16 protein-coding genes are annotated in these 25,974 nt (G+C 70.1%); 12 read left to right on the forward strand and 4 right to left on the reverse strand.

Annotated elements, in window-relative coordinates; genetic code table 11:
• Positions 1 to 77: 77 nt before the first annotated feature.
• On the forward strand, positions 78 to 1,142 hold the full coding sequence (locus FQ377_RS08185; protein ID WP_148600756.1) for a lipoprotein intramolecular transacylase Lit: 1,065 nt from the start codon (positions 78 to 80) through the stop codon (positions 1,140 to 1,142).
• A gap of 32 nt (positions 1,143 to 1,174) precedes the next feature.
• Here FQ377_RS08185 and FQ377_RS08190 read toward each other — a convergent pair whose 3' ends face one another.
• Positions 1,175 to 2,806 (reverse strand): dolichyl-phosphate-mannose--protein mannosyltransferase, encoded by a 1,632-nt coding sequence (locus FQ377_RS08190; protein WP_262364346.1) that lies wholly within the window; start codon positions 2,804 to 2,806, stop codon positions 1,175 to 1,177.
• 207 nt (positions 2,807 to 3,013) lie between these two features.
• Here FQ377_RS08190 and rsmI point away from each other — a divergent pair, with 207 nt between their 5' ends.
• Positions 3,014 to 3,886 carry a 16S rRNA (cytidine(1402)-2'-O)-methyltransferase gene (rsmI, locus tag FQ377_RS08195; RefSeq protein ID WP_262364365.1) on the forward strand — a complete coding sequence of 291 codons (873 nt, stop codon included), beginning with the start codon at positions 3,014 to 3,016 and terminating at the stop codon, positions 3,884 to 3,886.
• 133 nt (positions 3,887 to 4,019) lie between these two features.
• Positions 4,020 to 5,501, forward strand: coding sequence for an NAD-dependent succinate-semialdehyde dehydrogenase (locus FQ377_RS08200; RefSeq protein ID WP_148600758.1), 1,482 nt, complete (start codon positions 4,020 to 4,022; stop codon positions 5,499 to 5,501).
• 29 nt (positions 5,502 to 5,530) lie between these two features.
• On the opposite strand, the gene FQ377_RS08205 is transcribed toward FQ377_RS08200, so the two are convergent.
• Genes FQ377_RS08205 through FQ377_RS08215 form a run of 3 tightly spaced genes read right to left on the reverse strand, consistent with a single transcriptional unit; the run spans position 5,531 to position 10,501 of the window.
• A complete protein-coding gene (locus tag FQ377_RS08205; RefSeq protein ID WP_148600759.1) occupies positions 5,531 to 7,939 on the reverse strand; it encodes a transglutaminase TgpA family protein in 2,409 nt (802 codons plus the stop codon).
• A 2-nt stretch (positions 7,940 to 7,941) separates the two neighbouring features.
• Positions 7,942 to 9,420 carry a DUF58 domain-containing protein gene (locus FQ377_RS08210; RefSeq protein ID WP_148600760.1) on the reverse strand — a complete coding sequence of 493 codons (1,479 nt, stop codon included), beginning with the start codon at positions 9,418 to 9,420 and terminating at the stop codon, positions 7,942 to 7,944.
• Positions 9,421 to 9,475: 55 nt separating this feature from the next.
• A complete protein-coding gene (locus tag FQ377_RS08215) occupies positions 9,476 to 10,501 on the reverse strand; it encodes an AAA family ATPase (RefSeq protein ID WP_148600761.1) in 1,026 nt (341 codons plus the stop codon).
• Positions 10,502 to 10,644: 143 nt separating this feature from the next.
• Here FQ377_RS08215 and FQ377_RS08220 point away from each other — a divergent pair, with 143 nt between their 5' ends.
• From FQ377_RS08220 to FQ377_RS08265, 9 genes are all read left to right on the forward strand, one after another.
• Positions 10,645 to 11,601 (forward strand): TatD family hydrolase, encoded by a 957-nt coding sequence (locus FQ377_RS08220; RefSeq protein ID WP_148600762.1) that lies wholly within the window; start codon positions 10,645 to 10,647, stop codon positions 11,599 to 11,601.
• Positions 11,602 to 11,673: 72 nt separating this feature from the next.
• On the forward strand, positions 11,674 to 12,567 hold the full coding sequence (rsmA, locus tag FQ377_RS08225) for a 16S rRNA (adenine(1518)-N(6)/adenine(1519)-N(6))-dimethyltransferase RsmA (RefSeq protein WP_148600763.1): 894 nt from the start codon (positions 11,674 to 11,676) through the stop codon (positions 12,565 to 12,567).
• A 22-nt stretch (positions 12,568 to 12,589) separates the two neighbouring features.
• Positions 12,590 to 13,561, forward strand: a complete 972-nt coding sequence (locus tag FQ377_RS08230; RefSeq protein ID WP_148600764.1) for a 4-(cytidine 5'-diphospho)-2-C-methyl-D-erythritol kinase — start codon at positions 12,590 to 12,592, stop codon at positions 13,559 to 13,561.
• A gap of 30 nt (positions 13,562 to 13,591) precedes the next feature.
• On the forward strand, positions 13,592 to 15,412 hold the full coding sequence (locus tag FQ377_RS08235; protein ID WP_148600765.1) for an ABC-F family ATP-binding cassette domain-containing protein: 1,821 nt from the start codon (positions 13,592 to 13,594) through the stop codon (positions 15,410 to 15,412).
• A gap of 179 nt (positions 15,413 to 15,591) precedes the next feature.
• On the forward strand, positions 15,592 to 17,763 hold the full coding sequence (locus tag FQ377_RS08240) for an Hsp70 family protein (protein ID WP_148600766.1): 2,172 nt from the start codon (positions 15,592 to 15,594) through the stop codon (positions 17,761 to 17,763).
• 3 nt (positions 17,764 to 17,766) lie between these two features.
• A complete protein-coding gene (locus tag FQ377_RS08245) occupies positions 17,767 to 19,899 on the forward strand; it encodes a helix-turn-helix domain-containing protein (RefSeq protein ID WP_148600767.1) in 2,133 nt (710 codons plus the stop codon).
• A 147-nt stretch (positions 19,900 to 20,046) separates the two neighbouring features.
• Positions 20,047 to 21,882 (forward strand): IniB N-terminal domain-containing protein, encoded by a 1,836-nt coding sequence (locus tag FQ377_RS08255; RefSeq protein WP_187393299.1) that lies wholly within the window; start codon positions 20,047 to 20,049, stop codon positions 21,880 to 21,882.
• Between the two features lie 99 nt (positions 21,883 to 21,981).
• Positions 21,982 to 23,841: a dynamin family protein gene (locus tag FQ377_RS08260; protein ID WP_148600769.1), complete on the forward strand. Its 1,860-nt coding sequence runs from the start codon at positions 21,982 to 21,984 to the stop codon at positions 23,839 to 23,841.
• Positions 23,838 to 25,520, forward strand: a complete 1,683-nt coding sequence (locus FQ377_RS08265) for a dynamin family protein (RefSeq protein ID WP_262364347.1) — start codon at positions 23,838 to 23,840, stop codon at positions 25,518 to 25,520. The genes FQ377_RS08260 and FQ377_RS08265 overlap by 4 nt, the downstream gene beginning before the upstream one ends.
• The last annotated feature ends 454 nt before the right edge of the window (positions 25,521 to 25,974 follow it).

Consider the following 25,974-nt stretch of genomic DNA (forward strand, 5'->3'; position numbering starts at 1 on the left):
GGTCCCGCCGGCGGGTGTCCGGGTAGTGTCGGGAGGGCCGGAAGCAGAACCGGTGGCACCCAGGAGGAGAAACGGCAGTGGCAGACACCGACAGGACCCGTTCGAACGACGCCGGAGTCCCCGCAGCCGGGGATCCGCGCGTGGACGGGATCGGGGACGCAGCCGCGTCCGACGACACCGCCGCGTCCGACGGCACCGCCACATCAGACGGCACCGCCGCGTCCGACGACACCGCCGCATTCGACAGAACCGGGTTCGAAGACACCGGGTCCGCCGACGCAGCCGCATTAAACGGCACCCCCGGGTCCGAGGACACCGCAGGGTGGACTGCCGCCGGGGACGGCCCGGTCACCGGTCGGAAGGCGGACAGGGACGCGGTGCGCCGCGCCGCGGTCCGCGACCATGCAGTGGCTGCGAAGCCCGCCTTCCCGCGCTTCCTCCAGGTCGTCGTCGCCCTGTTCTTCCCCGTGATCGTCGTGGCGGCAGCCGTGCGTATCGTCGCGACCTCGTCCTTCCTGTGGTTCGAGTACCACCGGCCAGGGTTCCCGGCGGATCGCTTCGGATTCTCCCTCGAGGAGCGGATGACCTACGGTTCCTACGCCCTCGACTACGTCCTGAACTTCGCACCCCCGCAGTACCTCGGCGGGCTCGTGTCGAGCGACGGGAAGGACCTGTTCCTCGACTCCGAGGTGGGTCACATGGCCGATGTGAAGGGGGTCCTCGGCGTCGGATTCCTGCTCGGCCTGGTCCTCGCCGTCCTCGCCGTCCTCGCCTGTGTCCATCTGGCGCGACACTACCGCGGCGGCGTCCGGAGGGCCCTCTTCGCCGGAGCGGTGCTGACCCTGGTCGGGGGAGCCGTCCTCGCCGTCCTGGCCGTCCTGGCCTGGGAGGCGTTCTTCACGCAGGTCCACGCGGTGTTCTTCCCCGACGGCACGTGGACCTTCCGGGTCGACGACACCCTGATCCGTCTGTTCCCCGAGCAGTTCTGGTCGGACTCGGCACTCACGGTCGGGATCCTCGTGCTCGGTGCCACCATCCTCACGCTGATCGTCAGCTGGCCCACGAAGGTCCGACGGGAGCGTTCCATCCTGGCGCAGGAGGAGGAATACACCCGCTTCCGCGAGGCGCTCGAGAACTCCTGACCCGGACCGACCCCGACCGGCAGCGGAATCGATCAGATCCAGCTCGGCAGCCACATCCGCGAACGCCACTCGTCATAGGGGATGATCTCGGCCGTCCAGATCGGCAGGAAGTAGGCCGAGAGGGCCACGGCGGTGGCCAGGAAGAGCCCCACCAGGAGGACGCCGCGTCGACGGCGGTGCCCCGACGCGTCCGCGCGGCCCAGGACGAGGCCGAGACAGTACACCAGCGAGAGCACCAGGAACGGTTCGAAGGCCACGGCGTAGAAGTAGAAGGTGGTGCGCTCCGGGTACAGGAACCAGGGCAGGTACCCGGCGGCCACACCGCTGAGGATGCCTGCCGCGCGCCAGTCGCGGCGTCCCACCCAGGCGAAGAGCAGGACGAGCAGGGACAGCGCCGCGCTCCACCAGATCAGCGGATTGCCGAGCACCGTCACCGCCTGGGAGCAGGCGTCCGCCGCGCAGCCGCCCGGCTTCTCGTAGAAGAACGACGTCGGCCGTCCCACCACCAGCCAGGACCACGCGCTGGCCTCGTAGGGATGGTCCGAGCCGAGTCCCCGGTGGAAGGTGTAGGCGCTGCGGTGGTACTCCGCGAGGGACCGCAGGGCATCCGGCAGCCAGCCCCACGGCGTCGAGGGATTCTGCTCGGCCCAGTGCCGGTCGTAGGCGTCGTCCGACCGGAACCAGCCGGTCCAGCTTCCCAGGTAGGTCGCGAGTGCCACCGGGACGATGCACACGAACGCCAGGATCCCGTCCCGGACCACGCCACCGACGAACCACCGGTGGATGCCGGCGATCCGACGGGCGCTGAGGTCCCAGGCCACGGTCAGCAGGCCGAAGGCCGCGATGAAGGGCAGCGCGGACCACTTGGTGCCCAGCGCCAGGCCGAGGCAAATCCCGGCCATCAGGCGCCAGGGACGGAAACCCAGGAACGGTCCGTACGCCAGCTGCAGGGCGGAGGGCAGACCGTCGCCCGTTCGTCCGGCGAGGGCCGAGAGACGGCGGGCGAGGCGGCGCCGGCCGTCGTCGCGGTCCACGAGGAGGGCGGCGAACGCGGCGAGCAGCCAGAAGCTGAGGAAGATGTCGAGCAGCGAGGTGCGGGATTCGACCAGGTGGTGGCCGTCCACGGCGAGGAGGAGACCGGCCGCGCCACCGAGGGCTGCGGAGCCGAACATGCGCTGCGCCACGAGGGCGAGCAGGAGGACCGAGAGCGTCCCGACCACGGCGGCCGAGAAGCGCCAGCCGAAGGCGTTGTCGGAGCCGAACGCCAGCATGCCGAGGGCGATCATCCACTTTCCGACCGGCGGATGGACCACGTAGTCGGGGGAGTCCAGCAGCACCTGGGGCCGACCGGCGTTGAACGACTCGTCGGCGTCCTCCGGCCACTCGCGCTCGTACCCGGAGAGCAGCAGGGAGTAGGCGTCCTTGACGTAGTACGTCTCGTCGAAGACGAGGGACCCGGGTTCACCCAGCCTCACGAAGCGCAGGACACCCGCGAGGACGGCCGTCAGGACGGGCAGGATCCAGCGGAGGGAACCACCGCTCGTGGGAGGGCCGAGGAGCCGGGCGCCCAGGGCATCCAGCGCGAACGCCCGCGCCGGAGCGACGACCCAGGATCCTCTCTGCCCCGGGCTGATCCGTCGGGGCGGGACGGCGGTGTGACTCACCACGTCATGGTACCGGCGCAGCCCGTCCGGGGACGGCAGGCGCCGCTCCTATCCCGTGTACGGGGCTAGGCTGGAGCGGTGAACCAGCCACTAGCTCCCGCCAGTCCGCCAGGCTCCGCGGTGGGCGACCCCGTCGATGGCGGGTCCGACACAGCGGACAGCGGTGCAGCAGCTGCGGCCGGGGCGACGCCGGACACCTCCCGCGCAGTGGGCACGGCCTACCGGGGGACGACCGGGGACGGCAGCGGACGGGGCCGCGTGGTCCTCGCGGCCACTCCCATCGGCAACATGGGCGACGCGACCGAACGCCTGATCGGACTCCTGCAGACCGCCGACGTGGTGGCCGCCGAGGACACCCGCCGTCTCCACCGACTGCTCCAGGGGCTGGGGGTGGGTCTGTCCGGTCGGGTCATCAGCTACCACGAGCACAACGAGGCGGAGCGGACCCCCGAACTCCTCGATCTCGTCCGGGACGGCGCCACCGTGCTGCTGGTCACCGATGCCGGGATGCCCGCGGTCTCGGATCCCGGGTACCGCCTCGTCAGGGCCGCCGTCGAGGAGGACCTCGATCTCACCGTGGTGCCCGGGGCCTCTGCCGTTCTGGCGGCCCTGGCCCTGTCCGGACTCCCGACCGATCGATTCTGCTTCGAGGGCTTCCTGCCCCGCAAGGCGGGCCTGCGGGCCGGTCGGCTCGCCGACCTCGTGTCCGAGCGACGCACCATGGTGTTCTTCGAGGCCCCCCATCGCCTCGAGGCGATGCTGCGCTCGCTGCAGCAGGAGTTCGGCTCGGACCGGCAGGCCGCCGTGGCGCGGGAGCTCACGAAGGTGCACGAGCAGGTGATCCGCGGCTCCCTCCTCGACCTGCTGCAGTGGGCACAGGATGGCGAGGTCCGCGGCGAGCTCGCCGTCGTCGTCGCCGGTGCTGCCGACGCCCCACCCACCCGTCCCGAGGACCACGTCTCCGAGGTCACGGTGCTGCTCGACGGCGGTATGCGACTCAAGGACGCCGTGGCCGCAGTGTCCGCCGAGCGGCGCGTGAGCAAGCGCGAACTCTATGCCGCGGTGATCGCCTCCCGCTGACGCGTGCTGTGCAGCTGTCCAATGAAGGCTGGCCAGTATGGTGCATCCTCCAGTGGACAGTGTCCGGGCCCGGCGTTAGCGTGAGCGGGAATGCCCCTCGGGGGCGCCCGGATTGTTCGCGAAGGAGCTCAGAATGGCTGTCACCATCGACCAGGAGAAGGCACTGCTCAAGAAGGTGCCCACGGGCCTCCTCATCGGCGGCGCATGGCGTCCGGCGTCCTCCGGAGCAACGTTCGACGTCCAGGATCCGGCGACGGGTCAGACGCTGCTGAGCATTGCTGACGCGACGCCCGAGGACGGCATGGCCGCCCTCGACGCGGCCGTCGCCGCGCAGGCCGGCTGGGCGGCGACCGCGCCGCGTGAGCGCGGTGAGATCCTGCGGCGCGCCTTCGACCTCGTGACCGCACGGGCGGACGAGTTCGCGCTGCTCATGACGCTCGAGATGGGCAAGCCGCTAGCCGAGGCGCGCGGAGAGGTGACGTACGGCGCGGAATTCCTGCGCTGGTTCTCCGAGGAGGCCGTACGAGCCTCCGGCCGGTACTCGGTGGCGCCGGACGGGAAGTCGCGGTTGCTGGTGAACAAGAAGCCGGTGGGACCCTGCCTGCTCATCACGCCGTGGAACTTCCCACTGGCGATGGCGACGCGGAAGATCGCACCGGCCATCGCAGCCGGCTGCACCATGGTCCTCAAGCCGGCCGCACTCACGCCGCTGACCAGCGCCCTGTTCGCAGCGGTCCTGCAGGAAGCAGGTCTGCCGGACGGTGTACTCAATATCGTCACCACCACCACCGCGGGCCGTGTCACGGGTCCGCTGATCGAGGACTCCCGCCTGCGCAAGCTCTCGTTCACGGGATCGACGCCGATCGGACGCAGCCTGCTCTCGGCGGCCTCGGCCAATGTGCTCCGGACCTCCATGGAGCTCGGCGGCAACGCTCCGTTCGTCGTGTTCGAGGACGCGGATCTGGATGCCGCCGTGGAGGGCGCGATGCTCGCCAAACTACGCAACATGGGTGAGGCCTGCACCGCCGCGAACCGCTTCATCGTCCACGAGTCCGTGGCGGACGACTTCGCCGAGGCCCTCGCCGGACGCATGAGGACCATGACGACGGCGCGCGGCACCGAGGACGAGTCGAAGCTCGGTCCGCTCATCGACGCGAAGAGCCGCGACAAGGTCCACGAGCTGGTCACGGCGGCCGTGGCCGACGGCGCCCAGGCCGTGACCGGTGGATCGCCCGTCCCGGGGGAGGGGTACTTCTACGAGGCCACGGTGCTCACGGATGTGGCACCGACGTCGAGGATCCTCCAGGAGGAGATCTTCGGGCCCGTCGCCCCGATCGTCACCTTCGCGTCCGAGGACGAGGCCGTGGAACTGGCCAATGACACCGAGTACGGCCTGGTGGCCTACGTGTTCACGCGCGACCTGAATCGGGGCCTGCGGATCGGCGAGCGGCTCGAGGTGGGCATGCTGGGCCTGAACGCCGGCGTCATCTCGAATGCGGCGGCTCCCTTCGGCGGGGTCAAGCAGTCGGGCCTGGGCCGTGAGGGTGGCGCGGAGGGTATTGAGGAGTACCTCTACACGCAGTACGTCGGCATCGCCGATCCGCACGCATCCTGACGGCGGCCGGGCCCGTCGTTGCCCCTGGGTCAGCGGCGGGCCCTGAGGCCGTCCCAAAGTGACCGCGGCAGCACTCGGGCCCCGAGTCGGGCGGAGCGCGTGCTGTTGCGTCGCAGCGCACGGGTGACGATCCCGACGTCGGCCCAGCCCTGCGTCGCGACGTCCTCCGGTGCTGCGTGCTCCGCCACCGCGCCCTGCAGAACCGCTGCCCCAGCAGTCCGGCCGGTCCCGGTGACCGCGCCGGCCGGGCGGGCGTACTCCGCCTGCTCGTAGGCGTTCCGTAGCCGCGAGAGCGACGCCGCGGAGCTGTCGTCGAGTGCGGCGTCCCGCGCCAGCCGCTGCGCGAAGACACGGGGTGTGTCGGTGGGTACGCGCGGATGTCCGAGGTCGACGGCGGTCGCCGTCGTCTCCGCCCAGGCCGCGGCCGCCGCCTGGCGTGCCGACGTGCTCGTGCCGGAGACGATGCGGCGCCTCGAGAGAGTCCTGAGGGTGCGCAGGAGGAACGGCAGCACCAGCAGCACCAGGGCCGATGCCACGAGGAGGCCGGTCAGCATGCCGGTCCCGGCCGCCTCGGAGCGGGTCCCGGCCGCCTCGTCGGCAGGGGCAGTCGCTGCGTCCGTGGAGCCCGTTGCGCCCGATACTCCGCGCGGGTCCAGGGCATCGGAATCGTCCGCCCTCACGCCCGGCGTGGGGGCCTGCTGGGCGTAGGCCGGGACGACGCCGCGCGAGGGGGTCGGCTCGAAGCGGACCCACCCCGCTCCCTCGAAGTACAGCTCCGGCCAGGCGTGCGCATTGCGCGAATCGACCTCGAACTCCTTCAGCTCCAGGCCGCCGGGGCCCACCTCGACATCGCCCGTCGGAGCTCCCGGGGTGTAGCCGATCGCCACGCGACTGGGGATGCCGGCGGCCCGTGCCATGACGGCCATGGTCCCTGCGTAGTGCACGCAATAGCCGGACCTCGCCTCGAGGAACCGTGCCATCACGCTCATCCCGCTGCCGTCGTAGCCGCCCTCCACGGGCGCCTCGACCGAGTAGGTGAAGGACGGCCCGCGTAGATAGTCCTGGATGGCGAGGGCCTTCTGGTACGGGCCGTCCAGCTCCCCGGTGACGTCCTCCGTGGTGGTGCGGACGATCTCCGGGGTGTCGCCGGGGAGTTCGGAGAAGACCCCGGGGACGGGGGCGTCGTCCGAGGATCGGACCGCCCCGAGTTCCTCCGCGGTCGGTGTCTGTGAGCGGCTCCGGACGAGGTAGTCCTGACCTGCCGTCGAGCCACCGTCCGTGGCGAGGACCGACAGATTCGCCGGATCCCAGGACCAGTTGCCGGCGAGGCCGATGACGCCCTCCGGTGCGTACGGCGCCAGGAGCCACGGGCTCGCGAAGCTCTGCGTGGTGATGCGGGTGTAGATCGTGGGCCCGGACGCGCTGTCGGTCGTCCCCCGCTCCGTCCCGATCGTGTCCACCCCGGTCTCCCGGCCGTTGATCCGCTGGTCGGGCTCCCACCGGCGGCCGCTGAAGTCCTCCAGGGTCACCGCGCGCAGGTACAGCGCGGTCTGCGCGTTCGTGGCATAGGTGATGCGCCCGAACCCGGTGGGATTGCGCAGGTCGCTTCCCAGCGTCACGGCGGGATTCAGGCCCGAGGCGGTACCCCAGACATTGAGGCGCGCACCCTGCGGGAAGGCTCCGGAGGTGAAGCCCGGGACCACCAGGGGCACGAGGACGCTCACGACGACGGCGACGGCGCCGATGACGGCACTGCGGCCGACGAAGCCCGAGGACGCCCTGGCCCCGCCGGCGGCGATCCGGTTCTCGCGCCACTGGGCCAGGGCCAGGAGCAGGAGGAAGCCGAGGACCGTGAGGACGAAGGAGAAGATGCCGACGCCGGCCGGTTTGACGATCGCAGGAGGGACCATGACCACGATCAGGGCGAGACCGCTCACCGCGGGCCTGCGGAGCGTCGTCGAGAGGACGTCGACAAGCAGCGCGATGATCCCGAGCACCGAGCACAGCACCAGGAGGATGCCCGGATCCGCCCCGACGGGGGCCACCTGTGACGCGACCGTCTCGCCCGCCTGCGCCATTAGTCTCCCGAGCTCGGCCCGGGCGCCAGCAGCCGGGATCACGGCCAGGACACTCTGGGCCGGGAGGAACTGCCCGACGAGGGATCCCGCGAGCGCGAGGACACCCGCGAGGGTCGCGAGGTGACCGCCCGGGCGCAGTGTCCGTACGAGCGACGTCACGAGCAGCACCGGAACGATGATCCGGACCAGCGGTAGGAGCCATGTCCACGGCTCCACGACGCCGTTCAGGCTCGTGGCGGCCGCGAGGACGGCCAGGAGGACCGCTCCCGACACCGCCCAGTGCCAGGGGTCGACGGGATGACGGGGTGCCGCAGGCGCGGGAGCGGTGGGCGGTGGGGACGGCGAGAGCGTGGCGGTCATGGCTAACCCTCCCGGATCGGCTGGGCGGAGCCCGCCGTGTCGTTCCGGAGTGGGTCGGCGGCGGTGCGGTCGAGACCCGCCCAGACCACCGGCAGGGCTGCTGCCGGGGAGACGGCCGTCGCGTGCCAGCCAGCGTTCCGCAGGATCTTCAGCGGCCGCCGGGCATCCGCCGGCCGCTCCGTCACGATGACGGCGTAGGAGACCGAGCCGTGGTCGACGACGCCGGCCAGCGCCTGCGCATCATGGTCGGAGAGGACGCCCAGGACGGCGATCAGGGGCCCCCGGTACCGCGTGCTCGCGAGCCCGTCCAGCAGCTGGTCCCCGAAGGCGGCGGGAGGACCCTGGGACGTCCCGGGCGAAGGACGTCCGGTGGACCGCAGCGACCGGTCCTTCGCCACTGCGCGGACCGCGGTGCTGCCGGAGCGCTGCTCCCCATGGGTGTGGCGCCCGTTCTCGGGCGCCAGTTCCAGGGCGGCGAGACCCTCCGCGATCCCCGTGACGGCGCCGGCTCCGTGGTGCTCCTCGTCGGAAGGCGAGGGAGCCGAGGCCGAACGCAGGAGTGCGGGCGCCCCCTGCTGCTCCAGGAACCGCACCGCGTAGTTGCGCTCCAGGAGGTGCGCGCTGATGGACATGACCGCGGTGACGGCCCACTCGAAGGTGGGGGATGTCGACAGGCCGGCGCCGGTCTCGCCCGAGCCGAAGGCAGGGCCGAAGCCCGTACTGAAACTGTGGTGCCGCTGGTCCATGAGGAGGGTGGCCTGCGGCGTGGTGACCGATTCTTCCTGACGGACCATGAGTTCATCGTGACGAGCGGTCGCGGCCCAGTGGACACGCCGCATCGAATCGCCGTGGCGGTACTGACGGGTCATGACGTCGTCGTCACTCGGATTCGCCTGCCGTCTGGTGGACGCGAGGCCGTCGGCACCACGGGATCCGGACAGCACCGACCCCAGCAGCTCCACGGGTGCGGGCGTGACCACCAGGTCTGCGGTCCCGCCGAGCACGTGGCGGGACGTCACGAGACCGAAGGGATCCATGAACTCGGCAGTGATCGGTCCGATGGCGAAGACCCCGCGGGTCGCGCAGCGGAGACGGTACTCGTAGCGTGAGACACCCTCCCGGGTCGGAGCAACGGCGGGGTAGGAGAAGCGCGGGGCGTCCCCGAAGCGTGCCGGCAGGTGCTCCTCCATGGCGATCCGTGCACCACCGGCGACGGACGCGGTCAGCTCGAGGGTCACCGTGGTGGTCGCACCGACCTCCATCGACTCCGGGTGGAAGTGCCGCGCGACGGTGAAGCGTGGTTTGAGGACCCGCAGCACGATCAGGGAGGCCAGGGGAAGTGCCAGGAGCAGGATGCCGACATAGAGCAGATCCCGCCGCCCGAGGGTCTGGGCCGCCAGCAGAGCCACCACGGCGGCGAGCACGAAGCCCCATCCGCGTACGGTGAGGACGCGTGAGGGCAGTCGCTCGAGCAGCGCCATCAGGAGGCCCCAGGTCCTGCGGCGGCGGTACGGGGCGGGGTCGCGGTCACGATCGTCAGCGCCGCTGGGTCTCCCGGGCCACGGGTACCCGCGAGACGACGTCGGCTACGATGCCCGACGCGGTGTCCCCCGCACTGGTGGCCTTGCGGTCCAGCATGAGGCGGTGCGCCAGTACCGCATCGGCCATTGCCGCGATGTCGTCCGGGAGCACGAAGTCGCGCCCCTCCAGTGCGGCTGACGCCTTCGACGCCCTGAGCAGCTGCAGCAGGGAGCGGGGACTCGCCCCGAGCCGGAGCCTGGGGTGCTCGCGGGTAGCCCGCCCCAGTGCCACGGTGTAGTGCTTGACGGACGGCGAGACGTGGACACTGCGCACCTGGCGCATCATCGCGGCGACGTCCGAGACGGTGGCAACGGGGCGGATGCCTGCGAGCGGGCTCACGGACTGGTGCGACTCGAGCATGTCCGCTTCGGCGCCGGCGTCCGGGTACCCCATCGAGATCCGTGCCATGAACCGGTCGCGCTGCGCTTCCGGCAGCGGATAGGTGCCCTCCATCTCGATGGGATTCTGCGTCGCCACCACCATGAAGGGTTCACCGAGCACGTGGGTCCGCCCGTCCACGGTCACCTGGTGCTCCTCCATGCACTCCAGGAGGGAGGACTGTGTCTTGGCCGATGCGCGGTTGATCTCGTCGCCGATCACGATGTTCGCGAAGACGGGACCGGGCCGGAACTCGAACCGGCGCGACTCCTGGTCGAAGATCGACACGCCCGTGACGTCCGAGGGCAGCAGATCGGGCGTGAACTGGATGCGGTTGACGGTGCAGTCGATGGTGCGTGCCAGGGTCTTGGCGAGCATGGTCTTGCCTACGCCGGGCACGTCCTCCAGGAGCAGATGGCCCTGCGCGAGGAGGACCGTGAGTGCGAGGCGGGCGGCGTAGGGTTTGCCGTCGATCACGGTTTCGATGGCACCGAGGATCCGGGTACTGATGTCGTGGAACGCCCGCTCCTGCCCGGGGTCACCGGTCGGAGCCACCAGCCGCGGGTCCTCCCCGGTCTCGGCGGTGTCGTGTCGGGTGTCCATGGGTACCTTCCGGCGGGCGGCTGCAGGGATCGTGGTACTCGGTCGGGCGGGGCCGGTGCGGGCCCGGCCGGCTGATCCAACAGAGTACTAGCTCAACCTGCCCGCCGGGAGATAAGTTCCGTGCGCTGGCTAGGCTTGGCGCCATGCACCTCAGCTCCCATTCGTCCCCGCGTCCATCCGTCCCCGGCGAGACCCCGGCGCCCTACCGGGAGCCTGAGCCCGGGTCCCGGTCCGAGGGCGCCGACGCCCCGCAGCCCAGGTTGCACCGCAGGGGCGGGTACCCGCCGCTCCCGGATCCGCTGCCGGTGCCCGTGATCGACAATCACACGCACTTCGACATCCACGGCGGCGCAGCCGAGGTACCGATCGGTCAGGCACTCGATGCCGCGGAGGCGGCAGGGGTCGCCGGAGCGGTGCAGGTGGGGACGGATCTGGCGTCGTCGCGCCTCACCGCCGCCGTCGTCGACCAGGATCCGCGACTCCTCGGCGCCGTCGCGCTGCATCCGAACGAGGCTCCCCTCCTCGCCGCGGCCGGTCTGCTCGACGATGCCCTGGCCGAGATCGAGGCGCTCGCCGCCGGAGAGCGTGTCCGCGCCCTGGGGGAGACCGGACTGGACTATTTCCGGACCGGGGACGCCGGGCGGGGAAGCCAGCTGGAATCCTTCCGGAGCCATATCGACATCGCCAGACGACTGGGCAAGGCACTGCAGATCCACGACCGCGACGCACACGACGACGTCGTCGCCACCCTCCTCGCCGACGGCGCGCCGGACCGGGTGGTGCTGCACTGTTTCTCGGGCGGTGCCGAGCTCGCCCGGCGGTGCAACGAGCAGGGCTGGTACATGTCCTTCGCCGGAACCGTCACGTTCAGGAATGCCGCGAACTTGCGCGAGGCCCTGCTGACAGCCGATCCCGCCCTCGTCCTCGTGGAGACGGACGCGCCCTTCCTGACCCCGCATCCGCACCGCGGCCGCCCGAACGCCTCCTACGTCATGCCGACCACCGTGCGGGCCATGGCGGAGGTCCTCGGGACGCCGCTCGACACACTCTGCACCCGGTTGACGCTCAACACCGAGGCGGTCTACGGGCGCTGGGACTGAGCGGATCCGCACACGGCCCGCACGCCCGGCACCGGCAGGACCACAGGGCCGCCCGCCGGATACGATGACTTTGTGACCACGCCCCTCCCCGCCGGCCGGCCCGCGTCCCTCCTCGGGGCAGCAGACATCCGCAGACTGGCAGCCGAGCTGGACCTCCGCCCCACCAAGACCCTGGGGCAGAACTTCGTGATCGACGGGAACACCATCCGCCGGATCGTCGCGGCCGCACATCTCGACCCGGCCGAGACAGTCCTCGAAGTGGGGCCAGGGCTCGGATCACTGACCCTCGGGCTCCTCGATGCCGCCGCCCGCGTTGTCGCCGTCGAGATCGATCCGGTGCTCGCCGCACGCCTCCCGGGGACCGTCGGCCACTGGCGGCCGGAGCGCGCCGGAGCGCTCGACGTCGTTCTCGGCGACGCCCTGCGGGTGACGGACCTGCCGCATCCTCCGACGGCGCTCGTGGCCAATCTGCCGTACAACGTGGCCGTGCCCGTGGTGCTGAACCTCCTCGAGAACTTCCCGAGCCTCCGGCACGGGCTGGTGATGGTCCAGGACGAGGTGGCGGACCGGCTCGCCGCCCCTCCCGGGTCACGGACCTACGGCATCCCGTCGGTGAAGGCCGCGTGGTACTCCACCATGACGAAGGCGGGGGTGATCGGCATGAACGTCTTCTGGCCCGCACCGAAGATCGCCTCGGGCCTCGTCCGCTTCACCCGGCGCGAGCCCCCCGACACCGCGGCCTCCCGCGAGGACGTCTTCGCCGTCATCGACGCCGCCTTCGCCCAGCGCCGGAAGACGCTGCGCGCAGCACTCGCGGGCTGGGCCGGCTCTCCCGCGCTCGCGGAACGGGCACTCCGGGCAGCCGGCGTGGATCCGACGGCGCGCGGGGAGGTACTCGACATCACGGCGTTCGCCCGGATCGCCGAGGCGCGGGTGCCTGCCGCCGACGATCCCGGACCCGCATGAGCTGTGGGCTAGGTTGGGGAGCATGATCCCGGGCAGAACAGTCGACCTCCGGTCCGGAGCGAGCTCCGTGCGGGTCCGCGCGCCGGGGAAGATCAATGTGGCGTTGAGGGTGGGGCCGCTCCGTGAGGACGGCTACCACGGGCTCGCGAGCGTGTTCCTCGCCGTGTCGCTCTTCGAGGAGGTCACGGCGACGGCGACGCCGGGCGAGGCCATCAGCGTCAGCGTCAACGGCCAGGGCATGCTCAATCTCCCGGCCGAGTCGATCCCGCTGGACAGCACCAATCTCGCGGTCCGCGCAGCAGGTCTGCTCGCGGACCTCAGCCCCGGTCGCTCCGGAGTGCACCTCGACATCACCAAGCGGGTTCCCATCGCTGGGGGGATGGGCGGTGGGTCGGCCGACGCCGCCGCGGCCCTGCTCGCCTGCGACGCGCTGTGGGGGAGCGGGTTCTCGCGGGACGAACTCGCGAGGATCGCCGTCGATCTCGGCGCCGACGTACCGTTCGCGCTCCTGGGAGGAACCGCCGTCGGACTCGGGGTCGGCGACCGACTGACCTCCGCCATCTCGAAGACACCGCTGCACTTCGTGCTGGTGATCTCGGAGTACGGTCTGTCCACCCCCGAGGTCTACCGCACCCTCGACGAGATCCGGCTGCGCAACGGCACGGAGGTCGATCCGCAGCCCGCCATCGACCCGGCGGTCCTCGGGCACATGCGTGCGGGCGACGCCGCTGCCCTGGCGCCCCTGCTGCACAACGACCTGCAGGAGGCCGCACTCGAGCTCGCACCGGGATTGCGGGATATCCTAGGGACGGGATCGGACGCCGGCGCCCTCGCCGGGATAGTCTCCGGATCCGGTCCCACCATCGCCTTCCTCACCCGGAGCTCGGGCCATGCGGCCCAGCTGCAGTCCCTCCTGGAAGCCGAGGGGCTGCACGCCAGGTCCGTCCACGGACCGGCGCACGGCGCCCGGCTCGCGCCGGAGTCCGCGGGCTGAACTCCCGATCCAACCGAAAGCAGTCCTTCCTTGGCACACCTGATCGGCGCGGAGAATCTCAGCGTCGCCTTCGTCACCCGTACCATCCTCGACTCGGTCTCCCTCGGCATCGAGGAGGGTGACCGCATCGGCGTCGTCGGCCGCAACGGCGACGGCAAGTCGACCCTGCTGCGCCTGCTCGCCCAGCGCGGCACTCCCGACTCCGGTCGGGTCACCAAGCGTCGCGACGTGACCGTCGGCTATCTCGACCAGTCGGACGTGCTCGACGGCGACCTCGAAGTGGGGCGGGCGATCGTGGGCGACCAGGCGGATCACGAGTGGGCGTCGAACCCCCGGATCCGCGACGTCATGGGTGGCCTCGTCTCCGAGGTGGACTGGCACGCCCGGATCTCGTCGCTCTCCGGCGGTCAGAAGCGGCGGGTGGCGCTCGCGAAACTCCTCATCGCGGACGACGACGTCATCATGCTCGACGAGCCCACCAATCACCTGGACGTGGAGGGTGTGGCCTGGCTCGCCCGGCACCTGCAGCAGCGCTGGCGGGCGAACGAGGGCGGCATGCTCGTGGTCACCCACGACCGCTGGTTCCTGGACGAGGTCTGCAACCACACGTGGGAGGTGCACGACGCCGTCGTCGACGACTTCGAGGGTGGGTACGCCGCCTACGTACTGGCGCGCGCCGAACGCGACCGCATGGCCTCCGTGGTGGAGTCCAAGCGTGTCCAGCTCGTCAAGAAGGAGCTCGCCTGGCTGCGCCGTGGTGCTCCGGCGCGGACCGCCAAGCCGAAGTTCCGCATCGAGGCCGCCAACGAGCTGATCGCCGATGTCCCGGAGCCGCGGGACTCCCTGGCCCTGAGCAAGATGGCGATGTCGCGCCTCGGGAAGGACGTCCTGGATCTCGAGGACGTCAGTCTGACCATCGACGACGGGCAGACTCCGGAACGGACACTCTTCGACGGGATCACGCTGCGCCTCGCGCCCGGACAGCGGCTGGGACTCGTGGGCGTCAACGGTTCCGGCAAGACCACGCTGCTGCGGCTGCTCAACGGTGATATCGCACCCACGTCCGGCAAGTACAAGCGAGGCAAGACCGTGCAGACCGCCGTGCTGTCGCAGGAGGTCCGTGAGCTCGACGACGTGAGGGACAGCCGGGTCATCGAGGTCATCGAGTCGGAGAAACGCGTCTTCGCCGTCGGTGGCAAGGAGGTCTCCGCCAGCCAGCTCGTGGAGCAGCTCGGCTTCACGAACGAGAAGCAATGGACCCGCGTGAGCGAGCTCTCGGGTGGCGAACGGCGTCGCCTGCAGCTGCTGCGGCTGCTCGTCGGCGAACCGAATGTCCTGATGCTCGATGAACCCACGAACGATCTGGACACCGACACCTTGTCCGCCATCGAGGATGTCCTCGATGGCTGGCCCGGAACCCTCGTGGTCGTCTCGCACGACCGCTACCTGCTGGAGCGCGTCACCGATTCCCAGATGGCGCTCCTCGGTGACGGCAGGCTCCGCGATCTGCCCGGTGGGGTGGACCAGTACCTGGAGCTGCGCACCGCCGCCGGGCCCCTGACGGCCACCGGCAGTGCGGCCTCGCCGGCCGTCAGCGGCGGATCCGGCAGCACCTCGACCGAGGCCGAGCTCCGCCAGGCACGCAAGGATCTCACCCGGATCGAACGGCAGATCTCCAAGGTGGACACCCAGAAGGGGAAGCTGCAGCAGCAGATGAACGACGCCGGGGCGAGGGCCGATGCGGACTTCGGCTCCATCGCGGAGATCAACGTCCGGCTGCAGGATCTGCAGACGGAGATCGAGGGTCTCGAGGCCCAGTGGATGGAGACCTCGGAGATCCTGGGGGAGTAGCGCCCGCCCCGGCCGAAGAGGCAGGCGGGTCGCCTGGCACTACGTGGGCCCGGTCACCGAAGTCAGGTACCCGCGGTCCGTGGTCACGTAGTGTGCACGGGCAATTACTCTTGTCCGCCCGGGGGCAGCGGTATTGGCTGGGGACAGTTGGTCATGGGGAAACCGCGTCCGGGGGAAAGATGTCCTATCACGTCAGTGTCGATGTAGGAACGAGCTATACAGCCGCCGCGATCATCAGGGTCGGAGGAGCTCAGCAGGATCCGCAGATCCTCTCGCTCGGTGTCCGCGCAACCTGCATTCCCTCCCTGGTCTTCGTGGACGACGACGGCTCTTTCCTGGTGGGAGACGCGGCGGAGCGTCGCGGCATGCTCCGCCCGGACCGCCTCGCCCGGGAGTTCAAACGTCGCGTGGGTGACGACGTCCCGCTGGTGATGGGTGAGCATGCGGTGCTCGCCGAGGATCTCTTCGCGTCCGTCGTCCGTCATGTGGTGGACCATGCCCGGGAACGCGAGGGTGGGTCCGCGGACTCGGTGACCGTGACGCATCCTGCCGCGTGGGGCGAGTACCGCACCACCTCGATCCGGAATGCGGTGGCCCGTGCGGGCATCGAGGACATCGTCCTCATGACCGAGCCGGAAGCGGCCGCGCTCTCCTACGCCGGGCAGCAGCGGGTGGCGCCGGGCAGCACCTTCGCCGTCTACGATCTGGGCGGCGGCACCTTCGACGCCACCGTCCTGGTCAAGGACGCGGACACCTTCACCGTCCTGGGCGAACCCGCAGGGCTGGAACGGCTCGGCGGGGCCGACTTCGACCAGGAGGTGTTCGCCCATGTGGTGCGGTGCCTCCCGGAGCGGTTCGCGGAGCTCGATCCCACGGCGGACGAGACCCTCCAGGCACTGGCACGGCTGAGGAAGGAGTGTTCGGAGGCGAAGGAGGCCCTGTCCACCGACGCCGATGCCACCATTCCCGTGTATCTTCCGGGTAGCCAGGCCGGGATCCGCCTCGTGAGGTCGGAGTTCGAGGCGATGATCGAGCCCGCTGTCGACGAGACCGTCGAAGCGCTCCGGGGTGCCCTGGACAGGGCTGGGGTGGCCCCCGGCGAGCTCTCCGCGATCCTGCTGATCGGAGGGTCCTCCAGGATCCCGCTCGTGGCACAGCTCCTCTCCCGGGCGTTCGACAGGCCCCTCGCCGTCGACGCCGATCCGAAGGCATCGATCGCCCTCGGAGCGGCTCTCGCCGCGGGGGCGCTCCAGGAGGAACGGGTGGGCAGCACCCCCGCGGTCGTCGCAGGGAACGAGCAGGACGCCGCACGCCTACCTCTCCCGACGCCTACCCACGCCGTCGCGACGCAGCACGGTTTCGTCGCACAGCACGGGCCGGCACTCCATGCAGCACGTCGTCGGACCGGCGCCCGGGCCGCACTGGTGATCGGCGCCGTGGCCATGCTCGGCGTGGCGACGGCCACTGCGGCCGGCATACCGACGCCGCTCTCGGCCCTGAGCTCCCTCGCCGGCGGGAGCCCGGCGGAAGCCGCTCAGTCGACATCCGATGCGCCCGGCGCCGGCAGGAGCGCGGGAGCCACCCCGAGCGCCGGTGCCACCCCGAGCGCGGGTGCCACCCTGCTCGACCGTGCGCAGGCGGCGCTCGGTGGAGACCTTCCCGAAGGACCACGTGCAGCCGGAGACCCGGTAGGCGATCGCTCCGACCGACCGACGACGAAGACGTCCGGGGAGCGCGGTTCAGGAACAACGGGTTCCTCGTCGGCCACTACTCGAGATGACGCAGCCGATGCGAGCTCAGAGCAGAAATCCGGGCAGAAACCCGGGTCGGGGAAGCCGTCGTCGGGGCCTGCACCGTCGGATACCTCCGAGGACGCACCGTCCACCGCGACCAGCGACCGGCCCACCGGTTCGCCGGCTCCGTCCTCCCGACCGATCTCACCTTCCGCGCCGTCGCCGCAACAGCCAGGGCCCACCCCCGCTCCGGGGCAGGGGTCACCGACATCCCCGGCGCCTGTGGGACCCACACCGACCACACCGGCTCCTTCGGTTCCCGTCCCTGCTCCCGGGCCCGGCAGTACACCTGTCGAGCCTGATCCGACGCCCCCTGCTCCCACACCCGGCCCGACCACACCGATGGTCCCCGGACCGTCCGGTCCCGATCCCGCGCCCTCCGAGCCGCCCGCACCGGAGCCTTCCACGCCGGCCTCCTCCGCACCGAACCCCTCCGCCCCGAACCCCGGAGACGCAGGCGCGGCCGGAGATGGCGCTGTGGCGGATCCCACCCTCCAACCATCCCCGCCCGAACCGTCCTCGACCCCGGTCGGAACGCCCGTCCCCACGGAGGGATGAGTGATGCGCGTCGATTACGCAGAACCCGTCCGTGCAACCGCGGAGGCCGACGGCGCCGGGCTCGTCCCGGGCGATCCCGGTCTTCGCGCGGCGGTGCTCGCGCTGGGAATCGGATTCCGTCCGGACGGTCCTGTCCCACCCCACGGGTGCGGTACCGGTGCATCGTTCCCGTCCCTGGTCAGGAAGGCCGCGGAGGACGGCCTGCTGGTCGGGGGTCGGCCCCTGCCCCACGTGCTCGACAGCGTGCTACGTGAGGCAGACATCTTCCAGGTGCGACGACTCCAGCGGTCACTCATCGACGTGCACGACGATCACGGCATCCCGCTGGGCGGTCTGGCCCGGGATCTCGCCCGTGGAGGACTGCAGGACCCGCGGCTGCCACCGCTCCTGGTCCAGGAAGCGACACAGGCGCTCGTGGACCACCCCGACCGGGCGGTGGACCTGTTCGATCTCGCCGTGGCCGCCGGCGCGGATCCGGACTCCCTCGCTGCAGCACGCGCCGAGGCCGCAGCAGCCTCCGGCGACCTGAATACCGCCTGCCGGATCCTCGACGACTACTTCGCGGCCCATCAGGATCGCGTGCAGGACGGGACGGACGCATCGGACCCACCCGACCTCACCCGGGCGGTGCGGGTCTCGGCGAGCGTCTGGGCGCAGCGTGGCATGATGTCCCGTGCAGCCGACGTCCATCGATGGGCTGCCCTCCGGGACCCGAGTGCCTCGGATCCACTGGCCGTCGTCGCGCTCGTCGCAGCGGGAGATCCCGACGGCGCACGAGGAATCCGCGCAGATCCTTCCGCAACCGGGTCGCCGTCGCTGACCCAGGTGGCGGCGATGCTCCTCGCCGACGGCACACTGGCCGGACTCTCGTCGTCGCCGAGGGCGCTTCCCCTTCTCGTGCGGGCTTCCGACACCCTGACGGCATCAGGGCGGCTGCTGCCGAGCGCCGAATCCCCGGCTGCCCTGGCCGGAGTCGCCGCCATCATGGCGGGGGCCCCAGCCACGGCTCGATCAGTGCTCACCGCGGCGCTCGAAGGCTGCCAGGGCAAAGGCGGGATGCGCGCCCGGCTGTGCCTGATCGCCGCGTGGGCAGCGATGCTCGAGGATCAGCTCGATGAGGCGCGCGCTCTCATCGCCGAAGCCCGAACGGCCGACGAGGATCTCGTCCCACGTGACGAGGTCCTGCTGTGCGCGCTGCAGGTCGGACTCGCACGGCGGACCGATGACACCGCCGGCCTCGTCCACGGATGGCAACGGGCCCACGAAGCTCTGCTCCACGTGTCGGTGGACCTGTTCTCGCTCCTGCCGCTGGGTGAACTCGTGATCGCCGCAGCGCGGCTGCGCAAGGCAGAGGTCCTGGAGCCGTACATGGAGGAAGCCTGGGCCCTCCTCGGACGCCTCGGCGAGCCGGCGCTCTGGACGGTTCCCCTGCGCTGGTGCGTCGTCCAGGCCGAGCTGCTGCTGGAACGGCCCGATCGCCTCGCGCCGCACGCCGCGGCCCTCGTGTCAGGAGCGGTGGATTATCCGCTGGCGGGTACCTACGCCGCAGCGGGTGGGGCCTGGGTCAGGGTGTTGGGTGGCCGGTTCGACCCGGACGCCGTCGAGGCCGCGGCGCGCGGACTGGCCGAGGTGGGCCACGGATGGGACGGCGCCCGGCTGGTCGGCCATGCGTCCGCCCGGGCAGCCGACCGGACAGACATGGTTCGCCTGCTCGCGTGTGCTCGTGATCTCCGACCGATCCCGCGACGGTCGAGCACGGTGCAGCACACCCAGGCCCAGCCGACGTCCTTCTCCGGGACTCCTGCTCCGGCAGGGCGCCAAGCAGCAGATCCCGGACCCTCACGGGACGGGGCGGACCCCGCCGGCACCCCTGCCACCACGGACGCCGCGCAGGCAGCCGAGCCCATGGGCGCCTTCCTGACCGACCGGGAACGTGAGATCGCGACGTTCGTGGTGCAGGGCCGCACCTACCGCGAGATCAGCGAGACCGTCTTCATCTCCCCCCGCACGGTCGAGCACCACGTGGCCCGGATCCGGCGGCGCCTCGGCGCCGATACCCGTTCCGACCTGCTCGCTCGCCTTCGCCTGCTCACCCAGGACACCGGTGCGGGCGCCGGCATCCCCATGAGCCCCTAATGCACCGACCCCGAATCCCCTAACAGGGGCCGCCACGGTGGGGGGCACCGCCCCGATGCCACGGCGCCGGACCCGATCATAGGTTTGCATCAAGCCCGGCAAGGACGCCGTGCCGAACCGGTACCGAGACACTGAGAAGGATTCCCAATGACTACTCTCGCGAACGATCTGCTCGACTTCCTCATGAACCTCTTCCGCGATGCCGATGCAGCCAACGAGTTCATCGCCGATCCCGAAGGCACCCTCGCCGCAGCAGGACTCGGCGGCGTCTGCATGGACGATGTCGACTCGGTCATGCCGGTCGTCCTCGACTACGCACCGGTCAACGCGTCCTTCGACCGCACCTACATGACCGGTGGCAATTCCTCCGGCGATGTGGCTCCGATGATGCCGGGTGCCGGTGGGGCGCCGAGTGTCATCGGGAGTGCGGGCGGCGGCATGGGCGGCGGTGCGACAGGCGGCATGGGTGGCGGCAGCATGGGCGGCGGTGTGACAGGCGGCCAGGGCGGCGGCAGCATGGGTGGTGGTGCGACAGGCGGCCAGGGCGGCGGCAGCATGGGTGGTGGTGCGACAGGCGGCCAGGGCGGCGGCAGCATGGGAGCCGGCGGCCACGGAGGAGCGGGCGGTGCCGGAGGAGCGGGCGGTGCCGGAGGCTCGGGCGGCAACGGGGGCGGCTCGACCGCACCGGTCACGCCGGGAAGCCCTGCGACGGGTGGCGACGACAGCGACCACGGCAACGCGGTCCAGCAGCTCATGCACGTGGTCAACAACTACTCCTACACCTCCTCGGTGGACGACCGGGACACGATCGTCGACAGCTCGGTGAACCAGAACATCTGGGCCAACGGCGATGTCAACCAGATGTTCGACAACGACGCGTACGTGGCGTCCGGCGATCACGCCGTGGCAGCCAACGGCGACGCGGCCGTGGACAACTCCGTGGACAACTCGGTCGACAACTCCCAGAACAGCTCCACCAACGTCTCTGCGGGTGGAGGTGCCAGCGTTGCCATCGGCACCACGACCGACTCCTACAACGACAACTCGGACAACTCCACCACGACCACGGACTCAGGGAACGACAACTCGAACAACTCCACGACGACCGTCATGACGGATTCCAACAACGACAACTCGACGGACAACTCCACGAGGGACTCCAACAACGACAGCTCGACGAACACCGTCATCTCGGATTCCTACAACAACAGCTCGGACAACTCCGACAATTCGGATAATTCGGACAACTCGGTCACCGATTCCTACAACGACAACTCGGATAATTCGGCCACGGATTCCTACAACGACAATTCCGACAACAGCGACAACTCGGACAACAGTGACAATTCCGACAACTCGGTGGACCTCGATGTGGCCATCACCGATTCGTTGAACGACAACTCGACCAACACCGACAACTCGGTCAACGATTCGCTGAACGGCAACACCCTCAACACCGACAACTCCGTCAGTGACTCGTTCAGCGACAACTCGACCGCCACGGACAACTCGGTGGACCTCGATGTGGACATCACCGACTCGCTGAACGACAACTCGAGCACGGACAACTCGATCAGTGATTCGCTGAACGACAACTCGAGCACGGACAACTCGACGAGCGACTCGTTCAACGACAGCTCCACGAACACGGACAACTCGGTCACCGATTCGCTGAACGGCAACAGCCTGGCCATGGACAACTCGGTCACCGACAACTCGGTGGATCTTTCTGTCGACGTCACCGACTCGTTCAACGACAACTCGACGATCGAGGACTCCTACAACGACAACTCGGTCGACACCGAGCTGGCCGTCGAGAACTCGTTCAACGACGAGTCGGTCGACACCGAGCTGGTCGTCCAGGACTCCTTCAACGACAACTCGATGAACGAGTTCACCTCGGTCGACGACTCCTTCAACCAGGACAACTCGCTGGATGTGGACGTCGACACCGACGTCCACCTGGAGGAGGCTGGTCACTAGGCGGCACAGCACACGATAGTCGGGTAACGGTCCGGCCCAGCGGGAAGCACTCCCGCTGGGCCGGACCGTTGCCGGATCCGGCGGACGAGGGGTTGCACGATGGTTGATCTGGTCAGCATGGTGGAGGGTGCCATCGAGCTGGTGGTGGTCGGAGAACGGGGCGACCTCAGGCAACGGCTGGAACAGACCCTTCGCCGGCTCGGCGACCCTGATGTCAGGGTGATCGTCGTCGGCGAGTTCAAGCAGGGCAAGAGCAAGCTCATCAACGCACTCGTCAATGCTCCGGTCTGTCCCGTGGATGACGACATCGCGACCTCGGTGCCGACCGTGGTCCGCTGGGGTGATCCTGCTTCCGCCGTCGTGGTCGTGGCAGCCGGGGAGTCCGCAGCGGGGCAGGACGGCGGGCCACCGGAGCGACGGCCGATTCCGCTCGAGGACATTGCGCACTACGTCTCGGAGCGGCACAATCCGGGCAACGAGCAGCGCCTGGCCGCCGCCGAGATCGGGCTGCCCCGCAAGATCCTCGAACGAGGGCTGTCGATCATCGATTCACCCGGTGTGGGCGGGCTGGACTCGGCGCACGCGCTGACCACCCTGACGGCACTGCCGACGGCCGACGCCATGCTTCTCGTGTCCGACGCCTCCCAGGAGTACACCGAGCCCGAACTCCGCTTCCTGAAGCAGGCCCAGCGCATCGTGCCCACGGTGGCCTGCGTGCTCTCGAAGACGGATCTGTACCCCCAGTGGAGGAGGATCGCCGATCTTGATCGGGGGCATCTCGACCGCGCCGACGCGACCTCGGTGCCGTTGCTCCCCGTCTCGTCGGACCTCCGCCTGCACGCCGCGCAGACCAACGACGCGGAGCTCAACCAGGAGTCCGGCTTCCCCGAACTCGTGACCTACCTCCTCCACGAGATCGTGGGAAAGGCCGCGGCGGTCCAGAAGCGGTCGGTCGCCCAGGACCTGCTCTCGACCGCCGAGCATCTGCAGCTGGCGCTGCGGACCGAACTCAGCGCCCTCGAGAATCCCGACGGTGTCAGGGAGCTCCTCGCCGGACTCGAGGAGACGAAGGCCGAAGCCGACCAGCAGCGTCGTCGGTCGGCGCGCTGGCAGGTCACCCTCAACGACGGCATGTCCGACCTGATCGCCGACATGGAACACGACCTGCGGGATCGCCTGCGCAGGATCCAGCGCGAGGCCGAGACGGCCATCGACGCCGCTGATCCGGGGGAGGTGTGGGACCAGTTCGCGCAGTGGCTGGAGCAGCGCGTCGCCGCTGCGGTCTCCGACACGTTCGTATGGACGAATGAACGCTCCCAGTGGCTGGCGGGGGAGGTCGCCGAGCTGTTCGCACGCGACGAGGTTCCCCTCCCGCTGCTCCAGGTGTCGGGTACCGACGACGTCCTCACACCGGTCGAAGAGGTCCCCGATCTCGATCCGGGCAGGGTGAGCCTGCCAGGCAAGGTCCTCATCGGCATGCGCGGTTCCTACGGGGGCGTGCTGATGTTCGGACTGCTCACCGGCATCATCGGCATGTCACTGATCAATCCGCTGTCGGTCGGCGCCGGCCTGCTCCTGGGACGCAAGGCCTACCGCGAGGACAAGGAAGCGCGCCTGAAGCGCAGGCAGGCAGAGGCGAAGACCATGGTGCGACGCCAGATCGACGACGTCGTCTTCCAGGTCGGAAAACAGCTCAAGGACCGCCTGCGACTCGTCCAGCGCGAGACCCGCGACCATTTCGCGGAGATCGCCGAGGAGTACCACCGGTCCCTGGCCGATTCCGTCGCCGCGGCACAGCGCACGTCCTCCTCCCAGGCCAAGGACAGGGAGCACCGCATCCGCGAGGTGAAGGGGTTGCTCGAGCAGGTCTCCTCACTGCGGCGACAGGCGGCAGCCCTGGCTCCCGACGTCGTGCGCGCTCCGGACGTGACCGGGGATGCCGTGAAGGCCGGCTCGTGACCGACACCCTGGCGGAGGTCGAGCAGCTTCTCACCCAGGCGCGCTCCGCCTACGGCGACGATCCTGCCGTGGGCGCCCTGCTCGAGGACCTCGCCGAGCGCCTGCACGAGCCGCTGCGGGTGGCCCTGGCGGGGATGATGAAGGCCGGGAAGTCGACCCTCCTGAACGCCGTCATCGGCGAGGAGATCGCGCCGACCGACACGGGTGAATGCACCAGGATCGTCACCTGGTACCGCTGGTCGGCCACTCCGCGGATCACACTCCACCGCACGGACGGTGGACAGGTGCTCCTTCCGGTGCGACGCGTGGCCGGACGGCTCGACTTCGACCTCGGTGGCCTGCGCTCCGACGAGGTGCACAGACTCGTCGTGGACTGGCCTGCCGAGAGTCTGCGCCACCTGACGCTGATCGACACCCCCGGCATCGCGTCCCTCTCCACCGACCTCTCGGAGCGCAGCCTGAAGCTGCTGACCCCCGAGGACCGGGCCTCGGAGGCCGACGCCGTCATCTATCTGATGCGTCATCTGCACGCGTCCGATCTCGATTTCCTCGAGGCGTTCCGCGATGACAGCACCGGCAGTTCCGGGACCGTCAACGCCCTCGCCGTGCTGTCCCGTGCTGACGAGGTGGGGGCTGGGCGGATCGATTCACTGATCTCGGCGGCGGGTATCGCCGATCGGTATCGCGCCGATCCGGCGCTGCGGGCGCTGGCCCTCGACGTCGTGCCTGTCGCGGGTCTGCTGGCACAGAGCTCGCGAACCCTGCGGCAGGAGGAGTTCGGAGCCCTCGCGGCCCTTGCTGCCCTCGACAAACCGGTGCGCGAGAAGATGCTGCTCTCGGCCGACCGTTTCATACGCCCTGATGCCGGACTGCAGGTGGATGCGGAGCTGCGTGCGTCCCTCCTGGACCGCTTCGGTGTATTCGGGATCCGGTTGGCCTGCGCGCTGCTGCGAGGAGGCGTTGCCAACTCGTCGGAGCTGGCCGTGGAACTCGCCAGACGCAGTGGCCTCGATCAGCTTCTGCAACTCGTCCAGCGTCAGTTCAGGGCGCGCTCGGACCAACTCCGGGCACGGACGGCGCTGCAGGCCGTCCGTGAGCTGGTCCAGGCCCACCCGACTCCGCAGGGTCGGAGTCTGCTGGGGTCGATCGAGAGAATCGAGGCCGGAGCTCACCAGATCCGCGAGCTCAGGCTGCTCTCCGCCCTGCGGTCCCGGGTTGTTCCGCTGGGTGCCGGGGATGCCCGGGATGCCGAGCGGCTCATCGGGGGTTCCGGCGTTACTCCCGCCCACCGGCTGTCACTCGGCGACGAGGCAGCCGCGGAGGAGGTCGCGTCCACCGCGATGGCGGAACTGCGCCGGTGGCGCCTGGTCGCGGAGAATCCGCTCACCGATCGCGGAGCGCTCGAAGCATGCCAGGTGGTGATCCGTTCCTGCGAACAACTGCTCCGCGACGTTCGTCCTCCGGAACACTCAGCGTCCGGTACAGGCTCGGTGGCTTCAGGGCCGGTGCGTGGCCGTGCCGTCGCGGGGCTCCCGGAACCAGCGCGAGGAGGCGGGCAGGAGAGCGACGAGCAGGGCTGCGGCAGCCAGGACCGCCTGGACCACGAGGAGGACGAACGGGAGCTGGAGACCGCCGGAGTCGTCGGTGAGGAACGCCGACGCCAGAAGCACCGAGCCTAGGTTCAGGACGAGCAGGACGGCGAGTACCCAGCGGGTCCAGCCGCGTCCCGCCAGGAACGGCCTGATCAGGACCGCCTCTGCGAGGAGGACGATCAGCAGCGCCCCGACGGTGCCCCAGAAGGCGATCAGGGCCACTGTCTCGAGGTCAGCGTCGGCGAGGCCGGCATCGAGCTCACCTGCGGTCCGGCGCAGGTAGGACAGGGGGCCTTCCCGGTCCAGGACGCGCAGGACGACGGCGGCCAGGCCCACCACCACGCTGCCGAACCACAACCGGCCCGCGAGGCGTACGGACCCCGCCGGCGTCCGCGTCGGAGGGATGGGGGGAGGGGTGGTGTCGGACATCTCGGGGCGGGGAGGACGCATGGTCAGAATCTAGCGCGGTGGCCCTCCCGCTTCAACGATCCGGGCCCTCGCCGCACGACCCGGACCGGCCCGGGGGAAGTCGCTGCGGAGG

Source organism: Arthrobacter echini, assembly GCF_008107445.1.
Taxonomy (GTDB): domain Bacteria; phylum Actinomycetota; class Actinomycetes; order Actinomycetales; family Micrococcaceae; genus Arthrobacter_D; species Arthrobacter_D echini_A.